General features: G+C 68.5%; 23 protein-coding genes, 1 tRNA gene and 5 pseudogenes. 18 read left to right on the top strand and 11 right to left on the bottom strand.

Translation table 11 applies throughout. The annotated features are described in order from the left end of the window. Positions 1-410: 410 nt before the first annotated feature. The 3 genes and pseudogenes from ACTWQJ_RS07210 to ACTWQJ_RS07200 form a co-directional block, all read right to left on the bottom strand. Positions 411-776: pseudogene (locus ACTWQJ_RS07210) on the bottom strand (hypothetical protein); the annotation flags it as partial. Beyond that, positions 770-1198 carry an ATP-binding protein gene (locus ACTWQJ_RS07205; RefSeq protein ID WP_443305778.1) on the bottom strand — a complete coding sequence of 143 codons (429 nt, stop codon included), beginning with the start codon at positions 1196-1198 and terminating at the stop codon, positions 770-772. The gene ACTWQJ_RS07205 and the pseudogene ACTWQJ_RS07210, both read right to left, overlap by 7 nt. A gap of 46 nt (positions 1199-1244) precedes the next feature. Continuing rightward, a complete protein-coding gene (locus ACTWQJ_RS07200; protein ID WP_141594898.1) occupies positions 1245-1652 on the bottom strand; it encodes an NUDIX hydrolase in 408 nt (135 codons plus the stop codon). Positions 1653-1759: 107 nt separating this feature from the next. Here ACTWQJ_RS07200 and ACTWQJ_RS07195 point away from each other — a divergent pair, with 107 nt between their 5' ends. The 11 genes and pseudogenes from ACTWQJ_RS07195 (at position 1760) to ACTWQJ_RS07145 (ending at position 9770) form a co-directional block, all read left to right on the top strand. Further along, positions 1760-2545: a GntR family transcriptional regulator gene (locus ACTWQJ_RS07195; protein ID WP_443305777.1), complete on the top strand. Its 786-nt coding sequence runs from the start codon at positions 1760-1762 to the stop codon at positions 2543-2545. A gap of 163 nt (positions 2546-2708) precedes the next feature. Continuing rightward, the gene (locus tag ACTWQJ_RS07190) at positions 2709-3065 is read left to right on the top strand and encodes an SCO3933 family regulatory protein (RefSeq protein WP_443305776.1); all 357 of its coding nucleotides are present in this window, start codon (positions 2709-2711) and stop codon (positions 3063-3065) included. Further along, a pseudogene (locus tag ACTWQJ_RS07185) lies at positions 3065-4440 on the top strand (FtsK/SpoIIIE domain-containing protein). Before ACTWQJ_RS07190 ends, ACTWQJ_RS07185 begins: the two are co-directional and overlap by 1 nt. 82 nt (positions 4441-4522) lie before the next feature. After that, the gene (locus tag ACTWQJ_RS07180; protein ID WP_443305775.1) at positions 4523-5143 is read left to right on the top strand and encodes a DUF2637 domain-containing protein; all 621 of its coding nucleotides are present in this window, start codon (positions 4523-4525) and stop codon (positions 5141-5143) included. 12 nt (positions 5144-5155) lie between these two features. Next, entirely contained in the window at positions 5156-5347 is a 192-nt protein-coding gene (locus ACTWQJ_RS07175) for a mobile element transfer protein (RefSeq protein ID WP_443305774.1), read from the top strand. Positions 5348-5362: 15 nt separating this feature from the next. Beyond that, the gene (locus tag ACTWQJ_RS07170; RefSeq protein ID WP_443305773.1) at positions 5363-5557 is read left to right on the top strand and encodes a hypothetical protein; all 195 of its coding nucleotides are present in this window, start codon (positions 5363-5365) and stop codon (positions 5555-5557) included. Positions 5558-5582: 25 nt separating this feature from the next. Continuing rightward, positions 5583-5827: pseudogene (locus ACTWQJ_RS07165) on the top strand (SpdD protein). A gap of 153 nt (positions 5828-5980) precedes the next feature. Continuing rightward, positions 5981-7276: a replication initiator gene (locus ACTWQJ_RS07160; RefSeq protein WP_443305772.1), complete on the top strand. Its 1296-nt coding sequence runs from the start codon at positions 5981-5983 to the stop codon at positions 7274-7276. After that, positions 7269-7481, top strand: coding sequence for a helix-turn-helix domain-containing protein (locus ACTWQJ_RS07155; protein WP_443305771.1), 213 nt, complete (start codon positions 7269-7271; stop codon positions 7479-7481). The genes ACTWQJ_RS07160 and ACTWQJ_RS07155 overlap by 8 nt, the downstream gene beginning before the upstream one ends. After that, positions 7481-8638, top strand: coding sequence for a tyrosine-type recombinase/integrase (locus ACTWQJ_RS07150; RefSeq protein ID WP_443305770.1), 1158 nt, complete (start codon positions 7481-7483; stop codon positions 8636-8638). The genes ACTWQJ_RS07155 and ACTWQJ_RS07150 overlap by 1 nt, the downstream gene beginning before the upstream one ends. A gap of 109 nt (positions 8639-8747) precedes the next feature. Beyond that, a complete protein-coding gene (locus tag ACTWQJ_RS07145; RefSeq protein WP_443305769.1) occupies positions 8748-9770 on the top strand; it encodes an ADP-ribosylglycohydrolase family protein in 1023 nt (340 codons plus the stop codon). A gap of 104 nt (positions 9771-9874) precedes the next feature. Here the strand turns inward: ACTWQJ_RS07145 and ACTWQJ_RS07140 are convergent. The 3 genes from ACTWQJ_RS07140 to ACTWQJ_RS07130 form a co-directional block, all read right to left on the bottom strand. Further along, positions 9875-9947 (bottom strand) — tRNA-Arg (locus ACTWQJ_RS07140). Between the two features lie 240 nt (positions 9948-10187). Beyond that, positions 10188-11708, bottom strand: coding sequence for a hypothetical protein (locus ACTWQJ_RS07135; RefSeq protein ID WP_443305768.1), 1521 nt, complete (start codon positions 11706-11708; stop codon positions 10188-10190). Further along, positions 11705-12457 (bottom strand): hypothetical protein, encoded by a 753-nt coding sequence (locus ACTWQJ_RS07130; protein WP_443305767.1) that lies wholly within the window; start codon positions 12455-12457, stop codon positions 11705-11707. The genes ACTWQJ_RS07135 and ACTWQJ_RS07130 overlap by 4 nt, the downstream gene beginning before the upstream one ends. 407 nt (positions 12458-12864) lie before the next feature. Between ACTWQJ_RS07130 and ACTWQJ_RS07125 the strand changes: the two genes are divergently transcribed. Continuing rightward, positions 12865-13269 (top strand): helix-turn-helix domain-containing protein, encoded by a 405-nt coding sequence (locus ACTWQJ_RS07125; protein ID WP_443305766.1) that lies wholly within the window; start codon positions 12865-12867, stop codon positions 13267-13269. Between the two features lie 224 nt (positions 13270-13493). Here the strand turns inward: ACTWQJ_RS07125 and ACTWQJ_RS07120 are convergent, their stop codons facing one another. Together ACTWQJ_RS07120 and ACTWQJ_RS07115 are read right to left on the bottom strand one after the other, a co-directional pair. After that, on the bottom strand, positions 13494-13709 hold the full coding sequence (locus tag ACTWQJ_RS07120) for a hypothetical protein (RefSeq protein WP_443305765.1): 216 nt from the start codon (positions 13707-13709) through the stop codon (positions 13494-13496). Between the two features lie 198 nt (positions 13710-13907). Next, on the bottom strand, positions 13908-16343 hold the full coding sequence (locus tag ACTWQJ_RS07115) for an AAA family ATPase (RefSeq protein ID WP_443305764.1): 2436 nt from the start codon (positions 16341-16343) through the stop codon (positions 13908-13910). 204 nt (positions 16344-16547) lie between these two features. On the opposite strand from ACTWQJ_RS07115, the pseudogene ACTWQJ_RS07110 reads away from it, so the two are divergent. The 5 genes and pseudogenes from ACTWQJ_RS07110 to ACTWQJ_RS07090 form a co-directional block, all read left to right on the top strand. After that, a pseudogene (locus ACTWQJ_RS07110) lies at positions 16548-16712 on the top strand (acyltransferase family protein); the annotation flags it as partial. Between the two features lie 169 nt (positions 16713-16881). Further along, positions 16882-17064, top strand: coding sequence for a hypothetical protein (locus tag ACTWQJ_RS07105; RefSeq protein WP_443305797.1), 183 nt, complete (start codon positions 16882-16884; stop codon positions 17062-17064). Positions 17065-17230: 166 nt separating this feature from the next. Continuing rightward, the gene (locus ACTWQJ_RS07100; protein ID WP_443305763.1) at positions 17231-18496 is read left to right on the top strand and encodes an MFS transporter; all 1266 of its coding nucleotides are present in this window, start codon (positions 17231-17233) and stop codon (positions 18494-18496) included. Between the two features lie 49 nt (positions 18497-18545). Next, on the top strand, positions 18546-19394 hold the full coding sequence (locus ACTWQJ_RS07095) for an oxidoreductase (protein ID WP_443305762.1): 849 nt from the start codon (positions 18546-18548) through the stop codon (positions 19392-19394). 43 nt (positions 19395-19437) lie between these two features. Beyond that, on the top strand, positions 19438-20358 hold the full coding sequence (locus ACTWQJ_RS07090) for a helix-turn-helix domain-containing protein (RefSeq protein WP_443305761.1): 921 nt from the start codon (positions 19438-19440) through the stop codon (positions 20356-20358). A 607-nt stretch (positions 20359-20965) separates the two neighbouring features. Here the strand turns inward: ACTWQJ_RS07090 and ACTWQJ_RS07085 are convergent. After that, positions 20966-21061 carry an Atu4866 domain-containing protein gene (locus ACTWQJ_RS07085; RefSeq protein WP_443305793.1) on the bottom strand — a complete coding sequence of 32 codons (96 nt, stop codon included), beginning with the start codon at positions 21059-21061 and terminating at the stop codon, positions 20966-20968. Between the two features lie 3 nt (positions 21062-21064). Then, positions 21065-22174 (bottom strand): low temperature requirement protein A, encoded by a 1110-nt coding sequence (locus ACTWQJ_RS07080; RefSeq protein WP_443305760.1) that lies wholly within the window; start codon positions 22172-22174, stop codon positions 21065-21067. Positions 22175-22758: 584 nt separating this feature from the next. On the opposite strand from ACTWQJ_RS07080, the gene ACTWQJ_RS07075 reads away from it, so the two are divergent. Then, on the top strand, positions 22759-23013 hold the full coding sequence (locus tag ACTWQJ_RS07075) for a hypothetical protein (RefSeq protein WP_443305796.1): 255 nt from the start codon (positions 22759-22761) through the stop codon (positions 23011-23013). An 11-nt stretch (positions 23014-23024) separates the two neighbouring features. Here the strand turns inward: ACTWQJ_RS07075 and ACTWQJ_RS07070 are convergent. After that, positions 23025-23165: pseudogene (locus tag ACTWQJ_RS07070) on the bottom strand (MmyB family transcriptional regulator); the annotation flags it as partial. Positions 23166-23189: the final 24 nt, after the last annotated feature.

The following is a 23189-nucleotide window of genomic DNA, read 5'->3' as shown; positions in this document are numbered from 1 at the left end:
GGGCGGGAGCTGCTTTGGCGCGAGTGATCATGGCCCCTTACGCTGGCCCGCGGATCGGGCAGGCTTGTGGACCTGCCCGTTAGTGCCCGATGTGGGGCCATGATCTTCGAGGCTCGCGCCAAAGTGGCTGGCTAAAGTTGCGGAGCCGACCGCCCCGGCCACGACGTGTTCTGACCTCATGCACTGTGTGCCTGCCTCTTGGCGGGAGCGGGCGGCCGGCGGTGCCGAGCGGGGCGGAGACATGAGCGCGGGCGCCGCCGGCCGCCCGCGCCCGCCCGGAGGAGCGAAGCGACGACGGGTGCTTGAACCCGTAGAGAAAGTTGTAACTCAGTCGGACTGCTGGGGCTTGAAGTCGTATGTACAGGCTGGGAGTTCGAGGCCCTGGCGGTGGGCGAGCGGCAAGAACAGCACTGGAAGTCGTATGTACAGGCTGGGAGTTCGAGGCCCTGGCGGTGGGCGAGCGGCAAGAACAGCACTGGTCGGATTGTCCATGTGATGCGTGTGCCAGCGTGGGTGACTGAGACGGTGCAGGGCTTCGCGCGTAAGAGGGCTCGTCGTGTCTGGATGCGGCCCTCGTACAGCCAGGTCCATGCCTCTTCGGATGCTTCGGGGTCGAGTGCCGGTGAGATGGTGCGGAGTGCGACGGCAACCCATCTGTCGGCCTGGGGTGCCGAGTAGGCGTCGAAGGATGCCCGGAGTGCCGGCCACGTCGTCTCGGTGAGGTCTTGGGTCCAGCACTCGCACCAGTAACCCCGTTGCGGCTTGTCGATCAGCATCGGTGGCCTCCGGGGCGGGCGTCCGTGAAGAGCTCCGCGGTGATGGTGTGGCCGCCGTCGCTGTCGTGGACCACAACCCGGTGCGCGATCGCGCTGACCATCCCTAAGCCCCGGCCGTGCTCCGCCTCCCCGCCCTGGTACTCGGCCTTCGGGGTTGCGCTGGTGCCTCCGTCGTCCGTGACCGACAGGGCGATCACCTGCGAGGAGACCGCGAGCGCCAGATGGAAGCTTCCGGCCTCCGACCCGCTGGCCGTGTGGAGAATCGCGTTCGCGCTCAGCTCGCTCACGATCAGTTCCGCATCGTCGGCCAGTGGAGATCCGCGCAGGATGTCGCGCGTCCAGCGGCGGGCCCGGCCCACCTCTTCCGGGAATCCTGGGCAAGTGAGGCCCCACACCCGGGCGGTGCTCGTATACTCGTGCATACAAGTTCCTTCGTGCTGGTAGGCCGCCATGTGCAGCGGGTTCGGGCTAGACGAGTTTCACGCCGTCGTGGGCGCGGATGGCCGGCGGGGATGCCGCGTCCAGAGCGTCCAGGACGCGGATCGCGTACGCCTCGTCGGCGAGTTCGGTGACTTCTTCGCGGGTGGCCCAGCGCAGTGCGCGGGTCTCGTCCCCGGTGGTGGGCGTGCCGTCGGCGGCTTCACAACGGAAGACCAGGGAGACGATCAGGCCCGTCATGTTCTTGTAGACGCCGGTGAGAGTCGCGGGAAGTGCGATCTTGATGCCGGTTTCTTCGAGGACCTCGCGCTGGAGGGCCTCGGGGATGGTTTCCTCGCGTTCGAGGACTCCGCCCGGGGGTTCCCACTTGCCGTTGTCGCGGCGCTTGATCAGGAGGGCGCGGCCCTGGTCGTCGACGATGACTCCGGCAACGCTCACGGAGTGCGGACGGTCAGTGCTCACGTTCCTCGGCCCTCTCGGCTGGCTAGGCTCTCCACCGTAGCAACAACACTCGCCCACTCGTCTAGATACCTAAAGGAGTACACGTGACGTCTCTTCCGAGCCTCCTCGGCGATCTCGACCCCACGAGTGATCGTGCGGTCTTCCGGCAGATCGCCGACCAGCTGCGCGAGGCCATCGACCGTGGGCGATTCAAGGAGGGTGAAAAGCTGCCCTCCGAGGCGGAGCTCGTCGAGCATTACGGGGTTTCTCGTATGACGGTTCGGAACTCCTTCTCCGTCCTCCAGGGCGAGGGCCTGGTCCACGCCGAGCACGGCAAGGGCGTGTTCGTGCGACCACGGCCACCTGTGCGACGGCTTGCTTCCGACCGGTTCGCCCGGCGCCATCGCGAGCAGGGCAAGTCCGCGTTCATCGTCGAGGCGGACGCGGCCGGTAGCCATCCGCAGGTCGACAGCCTGGAGGTCAAGGAGGAGAAGGCGAGCCAGGACATCTCCACCCGGCTCGGCTCCGTGCGGCGCGTGCTCGCCCGCCGGCGCCGGTATCTGCTCGACGGGCGGCCGGTCGAGTTCGCTACCTCGTATCTCCCGCTCGACATTGCTCGCGGCACGCAGATCGCCGAGTCCAACCCCGGGCCCGGTGGCATCTACGCCCGGCTTGAGGAGCTGGGTCATCACCTCGACCGCTTCGAGGAGGAGATCCGGGCCCGGATGCCCTCGCCGTCCGAGGTGAAGACGCTCCGGCTGGCCTCCGGTGTGCCGGTGATCCACCTGATCCGCACTGCCTACGACACCGAGGGGCGGGCCGTGGAGGTCTGTGACACGGTCATGGCGGCGGACGCGTACGTCCTGTCGTACCAGCTCCCGGCGACGTGAGGGCCTGATCGGCGGTGGTGCGCGGGGCCGTTTCCCGAACTCGTACACCCAACAGGCATACTCGTATAGACGAGTGGGCAAGTTGTGTGGCAAGGTGGTCGCCGTTCCCGGAGATCGGGTTCGAAGGCCGCATCTTGTATAGACGAGTAGATGGGAAGAAGCCTTGCGCACCATCCGTGTGGAGACCTCGGCCGCGACGATCCTGCTGACCGAGGCGCCCGAGCCCAAGGTCCGCGACCGGCAGACCGGCGAGATCGCCAAGGACGCCGTCAGTGGAGAGGCGCTGATGACCGTCGGCGTCGTGTACATCGAGGAGGGGGAGTCGTCCCTGATCAAGGTGACTGTTCCGGAGAGCGGGGTGTCCGAGGGGCTCGCGCTAGGTGCGCCGGTCTCGCTGCTGGGACTCGCGGCCCGGCCGTGGGAGAGCGTGTTCAACGGGCAGCAGCGGCACGGCATCGCCTACCGCGCCGCCGCCGTGACTCCGGCCGTGTTCCCGGCCGCCGCAGGGGCTGCCGCCTGATGGCCGACCTGACGACGCTTCTGGAGGTGGGTGGTCCTGTCGCCGCGCTCGGCGGCGGGGCCGCCTACGCCCGGGCCAACCATCCGGGGGTCTACTGGTCGGCTGTCGGCCTGCCGATATCCACGATCCGGCTGCTCAGCTCGTACGGCTCGGTCATGGAAGCGTGCGGCCTGACCGTGGCGCCGTCCCGGCTGCGAGTGCTGGCCGTCAAGGCCACCACCCGCCGTGAAGTCCGGCCGGTTCCGCCGCGACGAGGGATCATCCGTCCCACCTCGACCGGGCTGCGGATTCGTCTACGGCTCGCTCCGGGGCAGGAACCGGCCGACGTCGCCGCCTCGGCCGAACGGCTGCGGCACGCCTGGGGCGTTCACGCCGTCTACGTCACGACGGTCAAGCCTGGTGTCGTCGGGCTTCGGCTCGTCGGCTTCGACGTACTGCGGCAGGTGCGAATGCCGCGCAAGACCCAGGCCGAGTTCCTGGAGGTGCCGGTCGCCTTGCGGGAAGACGCCACCCCCTTCATACGCGACTACCGCACTATCCCGCATCAACTCACCCTCGGCGCAACGCTCTCGGGCAAGTCCATGTACCTGCGCCACCTGGTCGCCGGTTTGGCCCGGCAACCCGTCGCCCTGGTCGGCATCGACTGCAAGCGGGGCGTCGAGCTGGCGCCCTTCGCCCGCGACTTTCGGCGCTGGCCACTGACCCGGAGCGGGCTGCCGAGCTGCTGCCCGTGCTCGTGAAGGAGATGGAGGACCGATACGACCTGATCAAGGCCCGGCAGGGCATCGCCCCGAGCATGCCGGAGGAGGAGATCACCTCCGACATCTGGGGACTGCCTGAGCACGAACGGCCGGTGCCGATCGTGCTGTTCGTCGACGAGGTGGCTGAGCTCTTCCTCGTCGCCACGCGCAAGGACGAGGAACGGCGGGACGAGATGGTCACCCAGCTCATCCGCCTCGCCCAACTCGGCCGCGCAGCCGGCATCTACCTGGAGGTGTGCGGGCAGCGCTTCGGCGCTGAGCTGGGCAAGGGCGCGACCATGCTCCGGGCCCAGTTGACCGGCCGCGTCTGCCACCGCGTGAACGACGAAGCCTCCGCCAGGATGGCGCTCGGCGACATCGCCCCCGAGGCGGTCGCCGCCGCCTGCGCCATCGCTCCCGAACGGCCCGGTCTGGCGGTGGCTGGTGACACCTCTGGCGGCTGGTCCCGTATCCGGACGCCGTACCTTTCCCTCGGCGACGCCGCCGAGATCTGCCAGGAGTCGGCCCACCTGGCGCCGGACCTGCCCGCGCTCAAGCTCTTCCGGCCCGACGTTCCTGTACGGCTGGTCGAATCCGCAGCGCCGGTCGTGCACCCGCGCCCCGTGACCGACTGAGCCACTGCCCTTCCCGGTCGGCGCGACCGCCTCGCGCCACGTCCCTACCCCTCCCATGCCTGAATCCGGAAGGAGCCGCAGCATGCGCGCCCAACTGGCCCGTATCGATGCGGTGCTCGTCCAAGCCGTCATCGCCGCCGCACTGTCCTTCGCCCACCTGCACGACATCGCCTCGGCGGCCGGACAGGACGGGTGGAAAGCGTGGGCCTATCCCATCTCGGTCGACCTGCTGCTCGTTGCCGCCTGGCGCCGACTGCGGACCGGCCACGCAAAAGCGGCCGGGTGGTGCTGGTTCGTCATCGCGCTCGCCGCCTCCCTCGGCGTGAACGTCGCCACCGCCGGACTCCTCGACCTGAAGGACGTGCCGGCCTGGCTGCGCATCCTCGTCGCGGGCTGGCCTGCGGTCGCCTTCCTCGGCGGCACGCTGCTGGCTCACTCGGCTCCCAGTCCGGCCGAGGGACGACCGGTGGACCAGGAGGACGCCGCCGATCACGTGCCTGAGCCGCCCGCTCAACAGGAGATGGCCCCGCCACCTGCGCCGGCCGCGCCTGCCGTGCCCGTCCCGGCCGCTCTTGTCGAGCACGCTCGCAAGGTCGCCGCCGAGCACCACACCCGCACCGGTACGCCCATCGACACCCCCACCCTGCGCGCCCGGCTCGGCGTCCCCGCACCGATGGCGGACGCCATCGCCGCCCACCTCTGAAGGGAGACCCGCATGACCGCCAACCGCCGCTTCCGCAACGTCATCCGCATCGGTCCCGTCCAGGTTGGCACGCCCTACGACGGTCACGGCCGCGAGAAGCACACTGCCGCCTGCACCGCCCCTCGCTGCGGCTTCTCCACCGACTACGACAGCCGCGCCGCTGCCGAACTGGCCGCCCGTACTCACCGCTGCCCCGTCCGCTGAAAGGACCAGCACACCGTGACCGTCAGCCTGCCGCTCGTCGTCGTACTCGGCTTCTTCGCCTGGGGAGCGGTCAAGTTCCTCGGCGTCCGCACCTGGATCGTCGTCCTGGTCGCTCTCTTCGGCTTCTGGCTCTCGCACACCTTCATGGCCCCGGCCATCGAGTCCGGCACGCGCTCCGGCGTGGACGTCATAAACGGCTCACACGACTAGACGAGTAGATAAGGAGAGCTCTGCCGTGTTCCTGCCCAAGTACCCGACAGCCCCACCCCGCCGTCTGCACACACCCACGCTCCGGCAGATCCGGCCCCGGTGCAGCGCGCGCTTCCGCAGGTCTCCATCAGCACCGGAGCGGTCGCGGCTGTCCTCGTCGGCGGCGTCGTGCTGACCGCACTCCTGGCCGCCGTCGCCGTCACGGCCGTCTCCGTGGCCGTCGCCGCCCTGGTCCTGCGCTCCCTGCTCCGCGACCAGCACCGCCGCTGACACACCAGACCCCCGGGGCGGCCTCGATACCGCCAAGCATCCGCCGCCCCGGGGGCCGTCTCCCTCCAGCCGAGCCAGAAGGAGAAAGCCATCATCACCCGCGCCACTCCGCCTCCGCTCCACGAACTCGGCGAACTGGCCGCCCTCGGCACCATGCCTGCACTCCTGCGCCAGCTCGCCGGCCTCGGCGGCTGCACGCACCCGATCCGCCTCGACGGCCACCGCACCGAGTACGACGTGAACACCCGTACCGGCGAGATCGGCAACGTCCTCCACCACCTCGACTCTTCCAGCCTCCCGGCCGGTCACCTCCTGGTCCGCTGCAACAACCGCCGTACGAGCCGGTGTGCAGCCTGCGCCGAGGTGTACCGCCGCGACACCTTCCACCTGATCACCTCGGGACTGCGTGGCGGCAAGGGTGTCCCCGAACGCGTTGCCGCACACCCGCGCGTCTTCGCCACCTTTACCGCGCCGAGCTTCGGCCCGGTCCACAACCGCCGGACCGGTCCGGCTGGTTCGGTCCGGCGCTGCCGCTGCGGCGCGCTCCAGGACCAGGACGACCCCGCACTCGGCACCCCGCTCGACCCGGACGCCTACGACTACGAAGCGGCCGTGCTCTGGAACGCGCACGCCGGTCCGCTGTGGCGGCGCTTCTCGATCTACCTGCGCCGGGAGGTCGCCAAGCGCGCTGGCCTCACACAGCGGGCGTTCCGGGAGTACGCCCGGGTGTCCTTCGCCAAGGTCGCCGAGTACCAGAAGCGCGGGGCCGTCCACTTCCACGCCGTCATCCGCATCGACGGCCCCGAGGGCGGCGACACCCCACCTCCCGCCTGGGCCACCGCCGAGCTGCTGACCGAGGCCATCCAGGCCGCCGCTGCCGCCGCTCGCGTGGACGGCCCGGTCATCGACGGCCGCGCCCACACCTTCGCCTTCGGCCGTCAGCTCGACGTCCGCACTATCCGCTCGGCCGACTTCAACGGCGGTCAGGAGCTGACCGAGCGGGCCGTCGCCGCGTACATCGCCAAGTACGCCACCAAGGGCGCCGAGACGGCGACGGGCGCTCTGGACCGACCGCTGAGGTTCCTCGCCGAACTCGCCCAGCTCGACATCAGCGACCACGCCCGTCGGCTCATCCGTACCGCCTGGGCCCTCGGCGCGCGTAAGGACCTCGAACACCTCCGCCTGCGGGCCTGGGCCCACATGCTCGGCTTCCGCGGCCACTTCTCCACCAAGTCCCGCCGCTACTCCACCACGCTCGGCGCCCTCCGCGACGCCCGCGCCGACTGGCGCCGCGCACAGGCTCTGGCAGCGAACGAGATCGACCCGGACACGACCCTCGTCCTCGCGCACTGGGTCTACGCCGGAACCGGCCTCACCGACGCCGAAGCCTGGCTCGCCGAAACCCTCGAACCCGCTCCCGGAACGGAAGGAGAACCCACCCATGGCTGACCGCTACCTGACCGTGGCGCAGGTGGCCGAACTCCTCGGCACCACGGAACGCTTCCCGCGCCGCCTAATCGCTGAGCGACGCATCGTGTTCGTCAAGGTCGGTCGGCACGTCCGTATCCCGGAGAGCGCACTGAACGCCTTCGTCGACGCCAACACGGTGCAGCCGATCGGCCACCGGCGCAGCTCCCTGCGGAGGGCTGCCTGATGGCCAACAACCGAGGAAAGCGCCGGAACTTCGGTTCGGTCCGACAGCTTCCGTCCGGCCGTTGGCAGGTCCGCTACCGCGATCCGGAGACGGGGCAACTGCGTCCGGCCGAGAAGACGTACGGGACCAAGACTGATGCCCAAGTCGCTCTAACGCACATCGAGTCGGACATCGCGCGTGGGAAGTGGTCGGACCCGGATGCCGGGGCGGTGAACTTCGGGGAGTACGCCACCGCGTGGCTGCGGGACCGGAAGCTCGCGGACCGCACCCGCGAGCGGAACGAGTCGGTGATGCGGCTGCACATCCTGCCCGCCTTTGGGGCGGGGACGATGGCCGATGTGACGACTGCCCGCGTGCGTAGCTGGCGCGGCAAGCTCCTCGCGGCCGGCATCGGTGAGCCGACGGTCGTCAAGGCGTACCAACTGCTGTGCGCCCTGATGAACACGGCCGTGGACGACGAGCTGATCCGGCGCAACCCGTGCCGCATCAAGGGCGCGGACCGTTACGACGTGCCCGAGCGGCCGGTCCTCACGGTGGCGGAGGTCTTCGCCGTCGCCGACTCCATCGCGCCGCGCTACCGGCTGCTCGTGCTCCTGGCGGCCTTCACCACTCTGCGGTTCGGGGAGCTGGCGGCCCTGCGCCGCCGGGATGTCGACCTGGAGGGGCTGACCGTCACCGTGCGCCGTGCTCAGGCCGAGCTGCAGGACGGCCGGCTCTTCGACAAGGCGCCGAAGTCCGCGGCCGGGGTGCGCACCGTCTCCTTCCCGGCCGAACTGCTCGACGCTGTCACGCACCACCTGGAGCAGTTCGCCGCTCCCGGCCGCGACGGTCATGTCTTCGTCGGGCCCCAGGGCGGGCAGCTGCGGCGGAGCAACTTCCGCGACGACTGGGTCAAGACCCGGAAGACTGCGGGCGTCACGGCCGAGCTGCACTTCCACGACCTGCGGCACACGGGCAACACGCTGGCCCCCACGGCCAGGGCCAGCACGCGGGAGCTGATGACGCGGATGGGCCACAGCAGCTCACGGGCGGCGCTGATCTATCAGCACATGACCAGCGACCGCGGCCGGGCCATCGCCGACCGGCTCAGAGCCATGATCCGGGACGGTGGGGGAGCGGCTTCAAGCTCCTCCGGAGACGGCACCGAGCGGGCCTGAGGTCTTTGGTCTGGATCAGGCTGGATCAGGGCGGGCTCTGGAGGTTGTGAGGAGCCCCTTCCCCCGCTTACGGTCGCCTTGACGATAAGCGGGGGAAGGGGCTTCCTGTATGACCACGACGACGGTGAGCAAGCGCGCCGCGACCGGAGCACTGATCGGGCTCGCCCTCGGGGACGCCCTCGGTTTCCCGACCGAGTTCAATGACGTGCCCTCGATCCTCGCCAAGTGCGGTCCCTGGCGGGAGATGGAGCTGCCGAAGCGCGCCTTCGTCTCCGACGACACGCAGATGACCCTCGCCCTCGGACGCGCACTCAGGACCGCCCTGGGCCGGGGCATGCTCGTCCCGAAGCGGCTGGAGCGGCCGCTGCGCGAGGAGTTCGTCGACTGGTACCAGTCACCGGAGAACAACCGGGCCCCGGGCAACACCTGCCTGACCGCCTGCAATCTGCTGAAGGCGGACGGACGGGTCTGGCAGGAGGCCAGCCAGATCGGTTCCAAGGGCTGCGGCGCCAACATGCGCGTGGCCCCCGTCGGGCTCGCCCCCGGGCTCAGCGACGCACAGCGCGCTGGTGCCGCCCAGTTGCAGTCCGCGCTCACCCACGGCCACCCGACGGCCCTGGCAGCCTCGGACCTCACCGCCCGCGCCGTGCACCTGCTTGCCCAGGGCGCCGACCCCGCCGGACTTGTCGGCCGACTGCGGTCGTACGCCTGCGACAACCGCACCCGCTACCACCACACCTGGCTCGGCGACCTCTGGACCCGCTCCCAGGACCCCACCCCCGAGCGCTTCATCGCGCGCGGCTGGGACGAGTGCCTGGAGATCCTCGGCCAGCTCCAGGAGGCTGTGCGCACCGCCTCACCGGAGACCGACCCGTGCCTGGCCACCGGTGCGGGCTGGGTCGCCGAAGAGGCCTTCGCCACCGGCCTGCTGTGCTTCCTGCTCTTCCCCGATGAGCCCGTCACCGCCCTGCGCCGAGCCGCCTGCTCCTCCGGCGACTCGGACTCGATCGCCTGCCTCACCGGTGCCTTCGCGGGCGCCTGGCTGGGCGCGGAGGCCTGGCCCGCTCAGTGGGCGGACCGGATCGAGTACCGGGGCGAGCTGCTTTCCCTGGGAGCGCTCTGGGACGCTTAGAAGCCGCCTGCGCGGCTTCTTAGTGGCACGCTTGTGGCACGACCCCTGAAACGCCGAAGGGCCAGCCTGGGAGGAAATGCCTCCTGAGCTGGCCCTTCTTTCTGTGCCCCCGGCAGGATTCGAACCTGCGACACCCGCTTTAGGAGAGCGGTGCTCTATCCCCTGAGCTACGAAGGCGGGGATCTGTCTGAAAACGTGTCTGAAATTAGTGCCCAGATGACGCGGGCTTCAGACGTGCTCCCAGCAGTGCTGTGGTGGCAGGCCTGCCTGCAGCTGTGCCACCGCCCACAGTGTAGCGGCTGGCGCTGCGGCGGCTGGAGCAATGGTCATCTTGGCTGCCGGGTGTCAGGTCAGATCGGGCGAATGGCCTCGGTGTGGGAGGAGCCGGGACGGATGGCACCCCTCGGGGCGGTGGGGTCAGGCCGCGAGGCCGAACGGCCTCTTGCCCAGGGCGCGGGTGATGGAGTTGTTGACCCAGGCGTAGCCGATGTAGATCAGCAGGCCGGCGTTGGCACCGTAGGCGGGGACTCGTTCGTGCGGGTAGGCCTGGTCGAAGCGGGAGTGGCTCGACTCACTGTCCTGCCGGAATCCCAGAAGTCGGCGACCAGCTGGCGTGGCGGGTGGGATCTGCCTCAGATGTTCGGCCCTGTTGAAGCGCGGCTTTTTGGTAGACGGGTCGATTTCGCGGTCCTCTTTGGTTTCGTCCACTCGGATACGAAATTCGTGATCTCCACGCGAGCAGGGAATGGTGAGGCGGTGGTAGAAGCGGCTCTTATTCTGCTTTCGGCGCTCCAGTTCTTCGACGGGAAGGGGCGCATGGTATGTCTCGCCGTCCACCGTGAAGTGGCGCTCGCAAACCCGTCCCTCTGTGGCATAGAGATCGTGGCTGCACTTGCCGTTTTTGTAACGCTTTTCGTAACGTTGCAGGGGATGAGGTTTAAGCCCGCCATGTTGGCGGGTGAAAACGACAATCCCATCAGCGATCAAAGGGGCTCGATGGACGCCCCGCAGGGCGGTGTCGTACGTGAATGCGCGGACCCCGGGCGCTTTGCTCAGGAGGTGGCGGACGAGCCGGACCACGGCGGTGCCTTCGTCTTCCCGCTCAGGGTCGCGCTTGCTCGATTTGGTGCGGACGGATTCCAGGGCCAGGATGACTCGACTGTGCGGAGTGCGGGCTACGCGAACGGCTAAGGAAAGGAACTTGTTTCCGTAAACCGGCTTTCCTCCGCCCTCGGTGGTGTTGCTGGCGTCTGGGTCCACCCGGTGGCGTCGAATTTCTCCCGTTTCCTTGTCCACGGTTTCATGCCGGGTGTGTTTGGAGGGTGGTTTGGCAACTGTTGCGTCGCCGTGGATAACCTGGTCGCGCTCGGGGTAGACCCAGCTTCCGCGTGACCTTGATTCCGCCATCATCCCCATGTCGAGGGCCTGGCGGATCCACAGCTCCCGGCTTGCGTCACGCACGGCACTCACGTGTGTTTTGAGGTGGTTCTTGAAGAAGTAGTTCCACTGGCTCAGGCTGGGGCCGGTCGGTTTGAGGGAATCGGCTTCTTCGGGCCCCAGGTGCTTGCGTACGGCTTCGCGCACCGGGTTCCACCAGAGATCGCGTTGCAGATGGCGTGCTGTGCTGCGGGCCGAGCCGAAGACGGAAATCGCGCAGAGGAAGACGAAGTAGATGTAGGGAGGGTATTCCGGTGGGCGTCCGACGCTGCCGGATTCGCGGGCGGGCAGTGTCTGCCGGACCGCTTCGAACAGGTCAGGATTGCTCAGGAGGTACTCGAACCGCTCGTCGATCGCGAGCGGGGGCGCTTGGGGGCCTGGCTGAGGCACGGGGTCTGAAGCGGAACCGAAGACGTCGTCGGGGATGGGGCCCAACAGCCAGTCGCGGGCCTTGGTGGTCTTCCCCTTGGTCCGGCGGGAGCGTTTCTTGGGCGTGGTCACGCCACCTCACCGCCTTGGTCCTCGGGGTTCCACCGGTGGCCGGCGAGCGCGGCGGCGGCGTCGAGGGAGGACAGTCCCAGGCAGCGGGCGACCTCGGAGAGCTGGCCGGTCTCGTGGAGGATCTTCCGGGCGACGTAGCGGGTGACGTCCTTGGGCTCGACCCTGCGCCGCCCGGTGGCAAGCCCGCTGCGGCGGGCGATGTCGCCGAAGCCGGTGCAGACGCTTGCCTGGGAGCGGTAGGCGGAGGAGGCCGCGGTGACTAGGCGTGGTGGGGGGCCGGTCTCCGTACCGCGCAAGAGGTGGGTGCGGCGCAGCCGCAGCACCCGTACGCCCCACTCATCGAGCCGGCAGCAACGGCCGCGGGTGCGGGTGGCACCGTTCGTCCATACCTCGGCCGAGGTGAGGTCGAGGTCATCGGTGGTAGCGGCGGCGATCTCCGCGGTGTGCAGCCCGGCCAGGAGCAGGGCCAGAAGGGCGGCGTGGCGAGTGACGGGCATGCCGCGCTCCGCGTGGAAGCGGAGCAACTGCACCTCGGCGTCGGTCAGTTGGGTGCCCGCTTTGCGCGGGCTGCGGGGGATCGGCGGAAGGTCGACGAGCGGGGCTGCCTTGGTGAGGCCGAGCGCCCGTGCCTCCGTGAAGAGCGCTTCGAGCGCGGAGCGGCGCTGGCGGCGGGTTCCCCCGGCGAACCAGGATCCCCTCCAGGTATCCCGCAGGGTCTGCAGGCCCTTCTCCTCGCGGGTCCGTGCCACACGATCTGCTGCCGCCGTCGGCCGGTGAACACTGCGTCCCCCCGCTCGCTCGACGAGTCCGCAGGCACGCAGGAAGCTCATCACGAGACCGCAGCGGTGGGCCGGGATACCCGTGAGTTCTTCCAGATCGCGAGGCGCGAAGGGGGCCTTTGCGGCACACGCAACCCAAATGATCAACAGCTGTTCGTGGGCCAGGACGCGGTCCGTGGGCAGCGACTTCCCCGGCGGCGCAGGAGCATTCCTGCGACTGCTCATGACCGCACTCCTTCATCGTCGGCTCGGCTCGTGAGGGCACCCGAAAAGCCCGGCGAGTGTGCTTGTGGGTTCTCCCTCACAAGCGCATGCCATTCAAGTAGCATGCTGGGCAGGTGGGCGCACCCCGGCGGCCCCTCCGTCACACTGTTCACATGCCCGGAGGAAAGCGACGTGCCAAGAAGCCGTGCGAATACGTCGACGACGGCGCCTGGCCGTACGCCGTGATGGATCACCACCTCGGGGCGCAGGTGGCCCAGGCCGTCGCCCGCGCACTCGCGAAGGCCATGGAACGGAAGAACGTCAGCGCCAACGCACTGGCCCAGGCGAGTGACGTTAACCGGCAGGTCATCGCCAACGTCCTGGCGGGCACCGTATGGCCCGACCTGCTGACGGTGGCCAGCCTGGAAGGGGCCCTCGGGGAGCAGCTCTGGCCCAATCACCTGGAATGGCCGCTGGACGAGACCGGGAAACGGGCCCAGCCTCAGCCCGAGCGGATCAATCGACAGCGAGACGTGGAAACGGCGGAGTGCGAGGAAAGCAGCCCTCGAACCCGCTAGAGATGCGCGCATGCGTGTTCGGCCCTTCGGTGGGTGAGTTGGCCGAACGCCCGACGCGAGCTAGCACAAGCCTGTAGCGTCAAAGGCGGCAACCTTCGTGGACGCTGACCGCCGCCGTGTCTCAGGCCCAGGGGTCCAATCCAGGATGCCGAAGACACAGCGGCGGTCGATGCTCATGAAGTTGTGCGCCGGACTACGACCTCATGGGCCGTGACTGTCAGGGGTCAAGCTGCCTGCCAGGGGGCTCGGAGCCGGTAGAAGACCTTCTTCTTGGTGGTTCCTCTGCCGCCGGGGACTTCCTCCTTCGCCAGGACGCCTCGGTCGTGAAGGCTTTCAAGGACCGAGCGGTTGCGGCGAATGGCTTTGAGGGGTTCGCCGAGGGCCTCCGTGACGTCCCGCACGCTCCAATTGCGTCTGCCGTCGGTCGAGATCACTTCCATGATCGCCACGGAACGCCGGCCTTTTGCGGTCCGGGCTTCCTCGGGGAAAGGGAAGGACACGTTGTTTGGTTGCGGCATGGGATGTGCATCGATGTTGGTCTTAAGAGTCGGCCACAATCTCGGTTGTTCACAAAACCTGGTTTCCCGGAGCTGCAGCACTTCTCAAGCCGCCCGGGCGGCGCTGCCGGACGCGACGGCTCACGCGATGATGAGGTCGAAGTCCTGCTCGGTGAGCTCCTCGCGTCCAGTGAGGATCGCCTCGATGGCCGCAGAACGCACGAGGTGGGCCAGGGTGCCTGCCCAGCCGCCGGTTCTGGCGTGCAGCACCGACGCCAACCGGGCTAGGGCGCCAGGCTCCTGCTGACGTAGACGAAGGTTCTCGTCGAGGTCTTCGACCAGACGTACCCAGTCCTTTCCGTACGGCATGGGGGTCGCCGCCAAGTGGACCAGGCGGCCCGTAAGCGTCCCGGGCACGGTGAAGGGGCCCTCCTCCGTCCCCGTGTACACGAAAGTGGCCGGCACCTGGTCTGCGACGAAACACAGCGCATCGACTGCACTGTCTTTCAAGGTGGTTCGCGGGCCGACGGAGAAGGCATCGTCGACCAGAACCACCGCGGTACCCGACGTCAGCAGAGCCTCGCGCACCGCGTCTGAAACCGCGCTCACCGACCGTGGAAGAGAAGGAACGTCCAAGTCATCAGCCAGCTTCGCGAGCGCCGTGCGCGCGTTGTCGGCGGGATGCAGCCGGAGGCGGACCACCGGACCGCGAGAAAGGCCGTCATGGTGCTGCCCTGCGAAGCGCCGCTCCAACTCCTGAAGCGCCGTCGTCTTCCCACTGCGGGGTGGTCCGGTGATCAGTAGTCCGTGCTGGCCACCGACCGCAGTACGATTCAGCACGGCAAGCCTGTCTCCCAGCTTCAGCACCTCCCGTAGAAACGGTGTCTGCAGGACCGGGAGTCGGGCGTGATAGGCCAGGCGCTCCTGAGTGTGATCCAGCGAGGCAGACGGAGCCGGACCGGCACTGCTCGAAGGATGGTCATTGCCCAGACCGGCACCGACTGCGTCTCTGCGGGAATGCCGGGAAGAGCGGCTCATCGAGTCGTTTCGCGCCAGCGGGATGCGCAGGCATGCTCCGGTCTCGATGTCCACCCACACCTGACGTACGTCGCGCGGGTCAAATCGCGTCTGCGCATGTCGAGTTGGAGAGGAATGTGAGCCTACGGAGGCAGACCTTGACCGGTGGAGTTCCGCACTGTCGTAGCGCCGTCCCCCTACATCGATTCCGTGCGCGCCCACCCGCCGTTCCACGCTCGGGAACAGGCCCAGGACCAACCGTCCCCCGGGGGGAAGGTGCACCCAGCCCAGCCGGGTGACGCTGGCCTCGTAGGCCGAGTTGGGCGTCGGCTGCTCCCAGCCACCGGTTACCTCTTGCAACGCCCACTGGGGCTGGTTCTGCCAGACCGACTCCACCCATTGTTCGGCCCGCATCTGAAGCTGACTGACTAGTGCTGCCTCGTCGGAAGGCGACTCAGCCTCAAAGCTGGCCAGTTCGGCATTGAGAAGCGTGACTAGTCGTGTCGTGATCCGCTCGCTCTCCAACTTCGTCGAGGGATGGTGTACGCCGACGTGGATGCCCAGCTCCCGGCATGCGTCCATGAAGATGCGCCGACGACGCAGCGGGTGCCGGTCGAGCAGCAGCGACTCAGGAATGATCAGTGGCACTGCCCGGGACTCCGGGGCCCTCCTGTGTGTCTCGACGTCCCGCAGCACGGACGGATCGCACAGGCGCGCCAGCAGCAAGGGTGCGTCGAGAGACTGTCGGGAGGAGTGGACCATCAACGTACAAACGCTCCAGGTCAGTTCGTCCATTGCCACCGCCATGTGCAGCGGTTTCCGAGCGAGATGAGCCAGTCGTGAAGGCAGCGCGAGAGGGACGGTGGCGACATGGACCCGCTCTCCCGGTCGGGACAGCCGGATGCCCGCGGCGCCGACCACCGGAATGCCCTCTGCCCGGCCCTGCCAGGAGGCGAGGTCGTTCACAAGCCGCTGGAACGTCGACCGGGACGGCAGCGCCACGGTTCCGCTTCCGTACAGGGACTTCAGCATGCTCGCCGTGGCCTGGCGGTAGTGCTCCGCCGAATACGTCCGCCCCTGCCTAGCGTCGTCCGAGACGAGAGACAGGAGCACCTTCAACACACGCGGATCCTGTCGAGAGCCAGGCGCCGGCTCCCGGACGGCTCGCCCGTCGATCAGCCCTTCGAGGCCCCGTACCTGGTAGTGCTGACGGCGGCGTCGCACGGTACGCGCCGAGGCACTCGCCACACCCGCCGCCCTGAGCTCGGACGCCTTGGCCTCCTCCCTCTCTTGCAGCGAACGCATCGCCGGGTCGTACTCGGCTCGGGGCACGTCCTCGGGATCGGCGCCGAAAGGCAGCCCGGTGATGACTTCCACGATGTGGCGTTCCCACCATCTGGCTCGCTCCAGCGACTCCTCGGTCGCCGAGGGGCCGCGAATCGGTGAGGACCGAGGACCGTGCTCCAGCACTTCGAAGTCCGCGGCCAGCACCATCTCCGGGATGCTCGTTCGGCGCACGTCGCCGAACGGGTCCGTCAGCTCAACGACTCCGCGCGCCACCCGGGACACCAGCCAGGCACGACCGCCGAGCCGTACCCGGTCCCCCAGCCCCAGGCGCCGCGGCCACGACACATCCATCGGCCTTCCTCACCCGGCGCCAGCCGCAAGGCGGTTCTCGCACCGCTATGTATGACTTCGGGCACCATAATGACGCGTAAAACTAAATCCAGTTAAGCAATACGGCGATTGTCGTCCGCGGCAGCTGACGTGTTCTTCGTCGTCTCCGGATTCCTCATCACCTCCGGCCTGCTCCGGGAGACCAGCCCGACCGGTTTCCTGTCGCTGCGGCGCTTCTACGCCCGCCGCGCACTTCGCATCCTCCCGCTCGCGACACTCGTCTCCCTGGGCACGATGGCAGGCTGTCGGCTGGTCGGCGCTGCGGACCACGTGGTCGTACTGCTCGACAATCCGTGGCCGAAGGACGATGCCGTCGAGTGCGTGTCGAGTTACCCGCTGCGGCTGCAAGACTGCGAGCAGGACCAGCGCGACGCGATCAAGGACCCCACCCGCCGGGAGGCCAACCGGCAGGGCGCCCGCCGTGCCGGTGCCGCCGTGGTCGACCCGAAGCCCTGGCTGTGCCCCGGGACGGGCAGGTGCCCCCCGGGTCGTAGGCGACACGTTCGTCTACCGCGACGAGAGCCATGTGGCGGAGTCCTACGCCGAGGCGCTGACCCCGGTGCTGCGCCAGGAGCTGCGGAAACTGGGGATGCTCGGGGGGTAGCCCTGGAGCATCCTGCTCGTCTGCCTGGTACTGGCTTTCCTAGGGACGGCTGCCCAGGAAAAGGCCTCCCTGTATGCCCAGGCACTCCGCCACGACGATGGATCCCGCAAGGCGCCCTTCGCAGAGGAAAGCCACTCTGCCGCCGACGCCGGATTCCCGTCGAAAGATGGCAAGACTGATGATCGCCGACAAGTCGGCTGCCCCCGAGCTCCGGGGGCACCGGCGCCCTACCGCCCCGCATCACCGGCAACACCGCCCCTGGCACTTCAAGACCGTGGTCGCGATCGTCTTCGTGGTCATGGCCGCCAGCAGCGCGCCGTCTCCGCTGTACGGTCTCTACCAGCAGCAATGGCACTTCGGAACGACCACTTCGACGGTCGTCTACGCCTGCTACGCCGTCGGCGCGATCCTGACCCTGCTGGTCGCCGGGGACCTGAGCGAGCACCTGGGTACTCAGCGGACGATCGTGATGGCGCTGGCCACTGTCGTCGTCAGCTTTCTGACGTTCCTGCTTGCCACGGGGGCGTGGGCGCTGTGCCTGGCCCGCATGATCCAGGGCGTCGGGGTCGGGTTGCTCACCAGCAGCGCGGGCTCGGCCCTGGCTGACCTTCATCGGGACCGCAGTCACCGGGCCGCAGCGGCGGCCAACAGCGCGGCGACCTCGACAGGCATCGCGCTGGGCGCGGTGTTCTCCGGCCTCGCCGTTCAGTTCGCTCCCGCACCGCTGGTCACCCCGTTCGTCGTGCTGACCGTCCTGTCCGTCGGTGGACTTGCCCTGGTGCGGGCGATTCCCGCCTGGCAGGTCGTGCCCGAACGGCTCAGGCCCTGGCGCCCCCGGGTGCTGCGGCTGGGTGCGGAGCCACGGGGGATCCTGCTCCGGGTGGCCCCCATCGTGACGGCCGGCTGGGCGGTCGTCGGCCTGTACCTGGCACTGGGGGTCGACCTGGTCGCCGGCCTGCTGCACACCACCGACAGGGCACTGTCCTCGCTGGTCATCCTCGTGGTGCAGGGCTGCGGCGGCATCGCTCCGATGCTGCTGCGCAGGCTCGGGGACCGGGCGGCATCGGTGACGGGGTGCGCGCTGCTCGTCGCCGGGGTCGGGGTGTCCGTGATCGGCTACGACACCGCCCACGCCCTGTTGTTCTTCTTCGGTGCGGCGATCACCGGCGCGGGCTTCGGCCTGACCTTCATGGGGTCCACGAGCACCGTGACGGCGGCGATGATCGCCAAGGGCTACCCCCAGCTCCTACCGGGGTTCTTCGCCCTGGCCTACCTGGCGGTGAGTGTGCCGGTGGTCGTTCTGGGCGCCGCTGCTTCCCGGTTCGGCGTCGCGGCCGCCTTCTCGGGGTTCGGACTGCTCGTAGCACTGCTGGCCGTAGCAGCAGGGGTCATTGCTGTCCGCTCGGGCCGGGTCGAGCTCCGGAAGCAATAGCTACATCCGACCCGATTTTTCTAAAATCAAACGAATGAGAGGTAGTGGCATGGCCACTTGGTTCATCACTGGTGCGTCCCGCGGTTTCGGCCTGGAGATCGCGCGCCAGGCACTGGAGCGGGGCGACAAGGTCGTGGCGACGGCCCGCAGGCCTCAGGACGTACAGGACGCGCTCTCCCAGTACGGGGACAGCCTGCTCGCTGTCGCCCTGGACGTCACCGACGAGGCGCAGGCCCGTGAGGCTGTCGAGGCAGCCGCGGAGAGGTTCGGGACGATCGACATCCTCGTCAACAACGCAGGACGCGGTGTGCTGGGCGCGGTGGAGGAAACCACCGATGCCGCGTTCCGCTCGGTCTACGACACCAACGTCTTCGGTCTGGCCAACGTCACCCGCGCCGTACTGCCGGTCATGCGCCGGCAGCGGTCGGGCCGCGTTCTCAACCTGAGTTCCATCGGGGGCTTCGAGAGCGCAGCGGGCTTCGGCGTCTACTGCTCGACCAAGTTCGCCGTGGAGGGCCTGTCCGAGGCGATGCGCGCCGAACTGGCGCCGCTGGGGATCCAGGTCACGATTGTCGAGCCGGGATACTTCCGCACCGACTTCCTCGACGCCACCAGCCTGCTCACGGAGGGCCGGCTCATCTCCGACTACGCCGACACCGCGGGCGCGGTGCGCCAGGCCGTCCCCGGGCTCAACCACGCCCAGCCCGGTGACCCGGTCAAGGGAGCCACGGCCATCCTCGCCCTGGCCGACGCCGCCAACCCGCCGCTGCGCGCCCAGCTCGGCAGCGACTGCGCCTCGGCCATGGACCGTAAGATCGCCCAGCTTCGCGAGGAGACCGACACCTGGCGGGAGCTCGCCCTGTCCACGGACCATGACGACGCGAAGGTCACCAACTGACCCGTCGTATGACTCGCATGAGTCACACGAGAAGGAGGCTGCCGTGACAGAACTCGGTGAATACCTGCGCGCATGCCGCGCCCGGGTCAGTGCGGAGCAGGTGGGGCTGCCCACGTCCGGGCACCGCCGGGTGCCGGGACTGCGGCGTGAGGAACTCGCCTCGCTGGCCGGCGTCAGCGTGGACTACATCGTGAGGCTGGAACAAGGCCGCGTGAAGTCCGCGTCGCCTGCCATCCTCAGTGCCCTGGCCCGGGCCCTCGAGCTGCGGCCCGACGAGGAGGAGTACCTGCTGCGGTGTGCGGCCGAAGCCGGCATCTCCGACCGGGCGAAGCCGGTGACACCGAGAAAACAGCAGGTATCGCAGGCGACCCAGGTCCTCCTGGACAGCATGGTGAATGTCCCGGCACTCGTGCTCGGACGCCGTATGGACATCCTGGCGTGGAACAAACTGAGTGCCGCGCTGTTCACCGACTACTCCAGGCTGCCGGCCAAGCGGCGCAACCACATATGGCTCACCTTCCTCGATCCCGAGGTCCGGGGGCTGTACGCGAACTGGGAGCAAGTGGCCCAGGAGTGTGTCGCCTACCTCCGCATGGACGCCGGCCGTTACCCGAACGATCCCGAACTCGCCCGTCTCGTCGGGGAACTGTCCTTGAAGGACCCCGACTTCCGCCGATGGTGGTCCGACCACAGGGTGCGGGCCCAGCGGCATGGCCGCAAGGAGTTCGTCCACGCGATCGCCGGGGAACTGAGCCTGGACTTCCAAGTGTTGGATGTGCGGGGCTCCACGGACCAGAGCCTGCTCGTCTACACGGCGAAACCGCACTCGCCGAGCGCGCAGGCCCTCACCTTCCTGGCGGGCTGGGCCGCTACCGAGCTCCCCGCCCGGCCGACGGAGGCGGCAGGATTCCCCCGGCGGCCCGGGGCAGCACCTTCGGCGGGGGGATCCAAGGACGGGGCGTAGCGCATCAGCGGACGGCCGGGCCGAAACACTTGGGGAGCAGGGTGTGCGACACCCTGCTCCCCAACGCTGTTCGTCTATACGCTCCTCACCTTCGCCCTGATCCTGGGCAGCCGGCAGATGTTCGGCAACGTCTCCCGCTACCTACTTCCCGCCTTCCCCCTGCTCTATGAGGGCACCCAGCAGATTCGGTGAGGAATCGCGCCCCTCGGACTTGGTTGAGCAGCTCAACGAGTCCACGACCAGCAGTGGGCTCCGATGTCGCGCGCGAGCGTCTCGGAGGACACTGAGGGCGTACCGAGTTCTGAGGCGAGTGAAAGCTGATGACTATGGGTGCATCTCCTGCCACCAAGCGCAGTGGTCCCCATGGCGGAGTCCCGGCGGAAAACAAAGCCCACATCCTTATCGACCAGCGGAGCACGGTGGTCGGGTGGAGCTCGGAGGCCGAAGGGCTGCTGGGCTGCCCGGCGGATGCAATGCTGGGGCGCCCGGCACTGGACCTGCTGGTCGGCGCCGATCCCAATCGGTCACGAGAGCGAGGGCCGCTTCCGAGCCCTTCGCCCGGATCCTTCACCTCGCCGCGGCACGCCGGGGCAGTGCGCGCTGGCGCTCAGGGCGTCCGGTAGAGGGTCAGGTGCTCGTGGTAGAGCATCCCGTCGCGGACCTCTCTCATGGCGGTGAAGGCGGGGTTGGCGACGTAGTCGATGTGTCAGCCAGTACTCAGGGTCGTCTGAGAGGCTTGGGTCCTTTGTGACGCCAGGCGGTGGTCGACGGTGGCGATGGCCGTCAGGACGACCACAACCAGGGTCATGCCGAGCCAGCCGGCGATGGACGCCGTCGCTCCCAGCGGCACCGCGCACACCGCCCCCACCAGGCGGTCGGTGAGCCGTCCGCTTCCCAGCAGGCCCCGGTAGGCCGCGTGGCCCAGGAGGAACAGCGCTGTGCCGCAGCCCAGCCACCACCGGTGTGCATGACCGTCGAAGTGGTGGATGGCGTCGGTGATCCCCGCGGCGACCAGGATGATGCCGACGATCATCACGAGGTGTGCGCCGGTGAATGCGTAGTAGGCGAGCATTTGGCGACGGTGCTCGGTGGCCTTCTCGAACTCGGCGTCGGCCCGGCTTTCGTCGCCGTCGAAGTACACCCACCACAGTCCCGACGCCACGGCGATGCCCAACGCCACGCCGAGCGCCAGGGGCGCGTCCACCGCGTGGCCGGCCGAGCCCTCGGCGCCGATCCCGATGGCGACCACCGACTCGCCCAGAACGATCAGCAGGAGCAGTGCATGCCGCTCCACGAAGTGATGCGGCTCGAGGACGAAGCCGCGGATGCGGCCCAGGAAGGGCGAGAGGTACAGGACCAGCACAGCGGCGGCCCAGCACACCCAGCCCCATGTTTCCGGCAGGTGCGGGGCGACGAGGACGAGGAGGCCGGCCGCAGCGTTGAACGGCATGTTGCGAAGGATGGCCTGCCGCGCCGACGGGGCATTGGCGGTCAGATAGACAACCCCGTGGATGGCGACCACGGCCAGATACGCGAGGGGGAAGGCCCAGCCCTCGGGTGCGAAGGCGTACGGCACGTCCAGCCCCATGATGAAGAAGCCGGTCATGGCGAGCATCAGCAGCAGCCGCACCGGCACCGCGTCAGGCCTGACCGCGTTGGTGAGCCACCCGAACCCGCTGAACATCCACCACACGATGACCATCGGGAACAGCCCCTTGAGGAGGCCCTCCCACCCGGGATGGCTCTCCACCGCGTGGGTGACCTGGGTGACGAAGAAGACGAACACCAAGTCGAAGAAGAGCTCGGTCGGTGTCACCCGGCCCTGGGTGCGCTCGGAAGCCCACAGCCGTCTACGAGGGGGAGGCTCGCCCCGCCCGGTTCTGCCCATGGATGTTCGCGTCCCCTCATCAGCACCAGCGGACAGCCGTCCGCCGGGGCACCCGGTGGCGGATCCTGCGATCGAAAGGGGCGGCAGAAACGCCACAGCGCGCCTGACCCTGCTCGCCGTGGCTGAGGGCAAAGGTCTCCTGGCAGTTGGCGGCATCCAGATTAACTGATCGTTTCTTCGTGAGATCGGCGTGCCGACCGGGTTCGACTCGCTGCTCGGCAAGGACCACGGTCGCCCACGGAGATCGACGACAGGGACCTCCGCCGAGACATCTCGAAACGGCTGAGGGCCTTCTGGAGCAGCGCGGATCGCCACATTCGCAGCGGAGACCGGAAAGCCCTCATCCCGCATTACCTCAGGCCCCGGTAGGGGAGGCAGTTTCCCCCGGAGGTCTGGGCTGTTGAACGGTGAGAGCGTGACAACCAGCGGATCGGCCATGACCCGAAGGCTCAGTGAGGACGATTTTCCGTTGATCACTGCGTCACCGGCCTGGGCACGGTAAGTCGAGGTCAGTGGTGTCGGTCGCCGCCGCGCTCGAGGTCGGCAGCGGCACCGGTCGCGCCTCCCGGCTCGCGCTCGGCGGCGCAGGCACCAGCCGTGGCGCGGCTGACGCGGAACGGGTGCTGCTCGGCGGGCCGGCCACGGAGTCGGTCTTCCGGGAGGCAGACGTGGCCGTTCCTACGGCACTCGTGGCGATGGCCGGATCGGTGGTACGGGTGAGCCGGCGAAGGCCTGCGTCGGAGGGCGAGCCCGGGACGACGCTGTAGGTGAAGAGCGTCTGATCAGGTTCGTTCGGAATGTGGAGGCGTTCGCTGTGGAGCACGATCTCGCCGGCCAGAGGATGGCGATAGCGACGTCGGCCGTTCCTGCAGAGCTCAACCTCATGGGTGGCCCAGATTCGGCGGAATTCGGAACTCACCGCCGTGAGCTCGTCGACGAGCGC

The sequence above is a fragment of the Streptomyces sp. KR55 genome, from assembly GCF_052245645.1.
Lineage (GTDB): Bacteria > Actinomycetota > Actinomycetes > Streptomycetales > Streptomycetaceae > Streptomyces > Streptomyces flavusporus.
The sequence above is the reverse complement of the archived record's forward strand: the minus strand, read 5'-3'. Positions and strand labels throughout refer to the sequence as shown.

What these genes read in the sequence shown, in the direction of transcription:
- ACTWQJ_RS07155 (WP_443305771.1), top strand. Translation starts at nt 7,269, where the DNA reads ATGGCTGACCGCTACCTGACCGTGGCGCAGGTGGCCGAACTCCTCGGC.
- ACTWQJ_RS07180 (WP_443305775.1), top strand. Translation starts at nt 4,523, where the DNA reads ATGCGCGCCCAACTGGCCCGTATCGATGCGGTGCTCGTCCAAGCCGTC.
- ACTWQJ_RS07120 (WP_443305765.1), bottom strand. Translation starts at nt 13,709, where the DNA reads ATGGAAGTGATCTCGACCGACGGCAGACGCAATTGGAGCGTGCGGGAC.
- ACTWQJ_RS07175 (WP_443305774.1), top strand. Translation starts at nt 5,156, where the DNA reads ATGACCGCCAACCGCCGCTTCCGCAACGTCATCCGCATCGGTCCCGTC.
- ACTWQJ_RS07205 (WP_443305778.1), bottom strand. Translation starts at nt 1,198, where the DNA reads ATGCACGAGTATACGAGCACCGCCCGGGTGTGGGGCCTCACTTGCCCA.
- ACTWQJ_RS07150 (WP_443305770.1), top strand. Translation starts at nt 7,481, where the DNA reads ATGGCCAACAACCGAGGAAAGCGCCGGAACTTCGGTTCGGTCCGACAG.
- ACTWQJ_RS07160 (WP_443305772.1), top strand. Translation starts at nt 5,981, where the DNA reads ATGCCTGCACTCCTGCGCCAGCTCGCCGGCCTCGGCGGCTGCACGCAC.
- ACTWQJ_RS07145 (WP_443305769.1), top strand. Translation starts at nt 8,748, where the DNA reads ATGACCACGACGACGGTGAGCAAGCGCGCCGCGACCGGAGCACTGATC.
- ACTWQJ_RS07095 (WP_443305762.1), top strand. Translation starts at nt 18,546, where the DNA reads ATGGCCACTTGGTTCATCACTGGTGCGTCCCGCGGTTTCGGCCTGGAG.
- ACTWQJ_RS07125 (WP_443305766.1), top strand. Translation starts at nt 12,865, where the DNA reads ATGCCCGGAGGAAAGCGACGTGCCAAGAAGCCGTGCGAATACGTCGAC.
- ACTWQJ_RS07100 (WP_443305763.1), top strand. Translation starts at nt 17,231, where the DNA reads ATGGCAAGACTGATGATCGCCGACAAGTCGGCTGCCCCCGAGCTCCGG.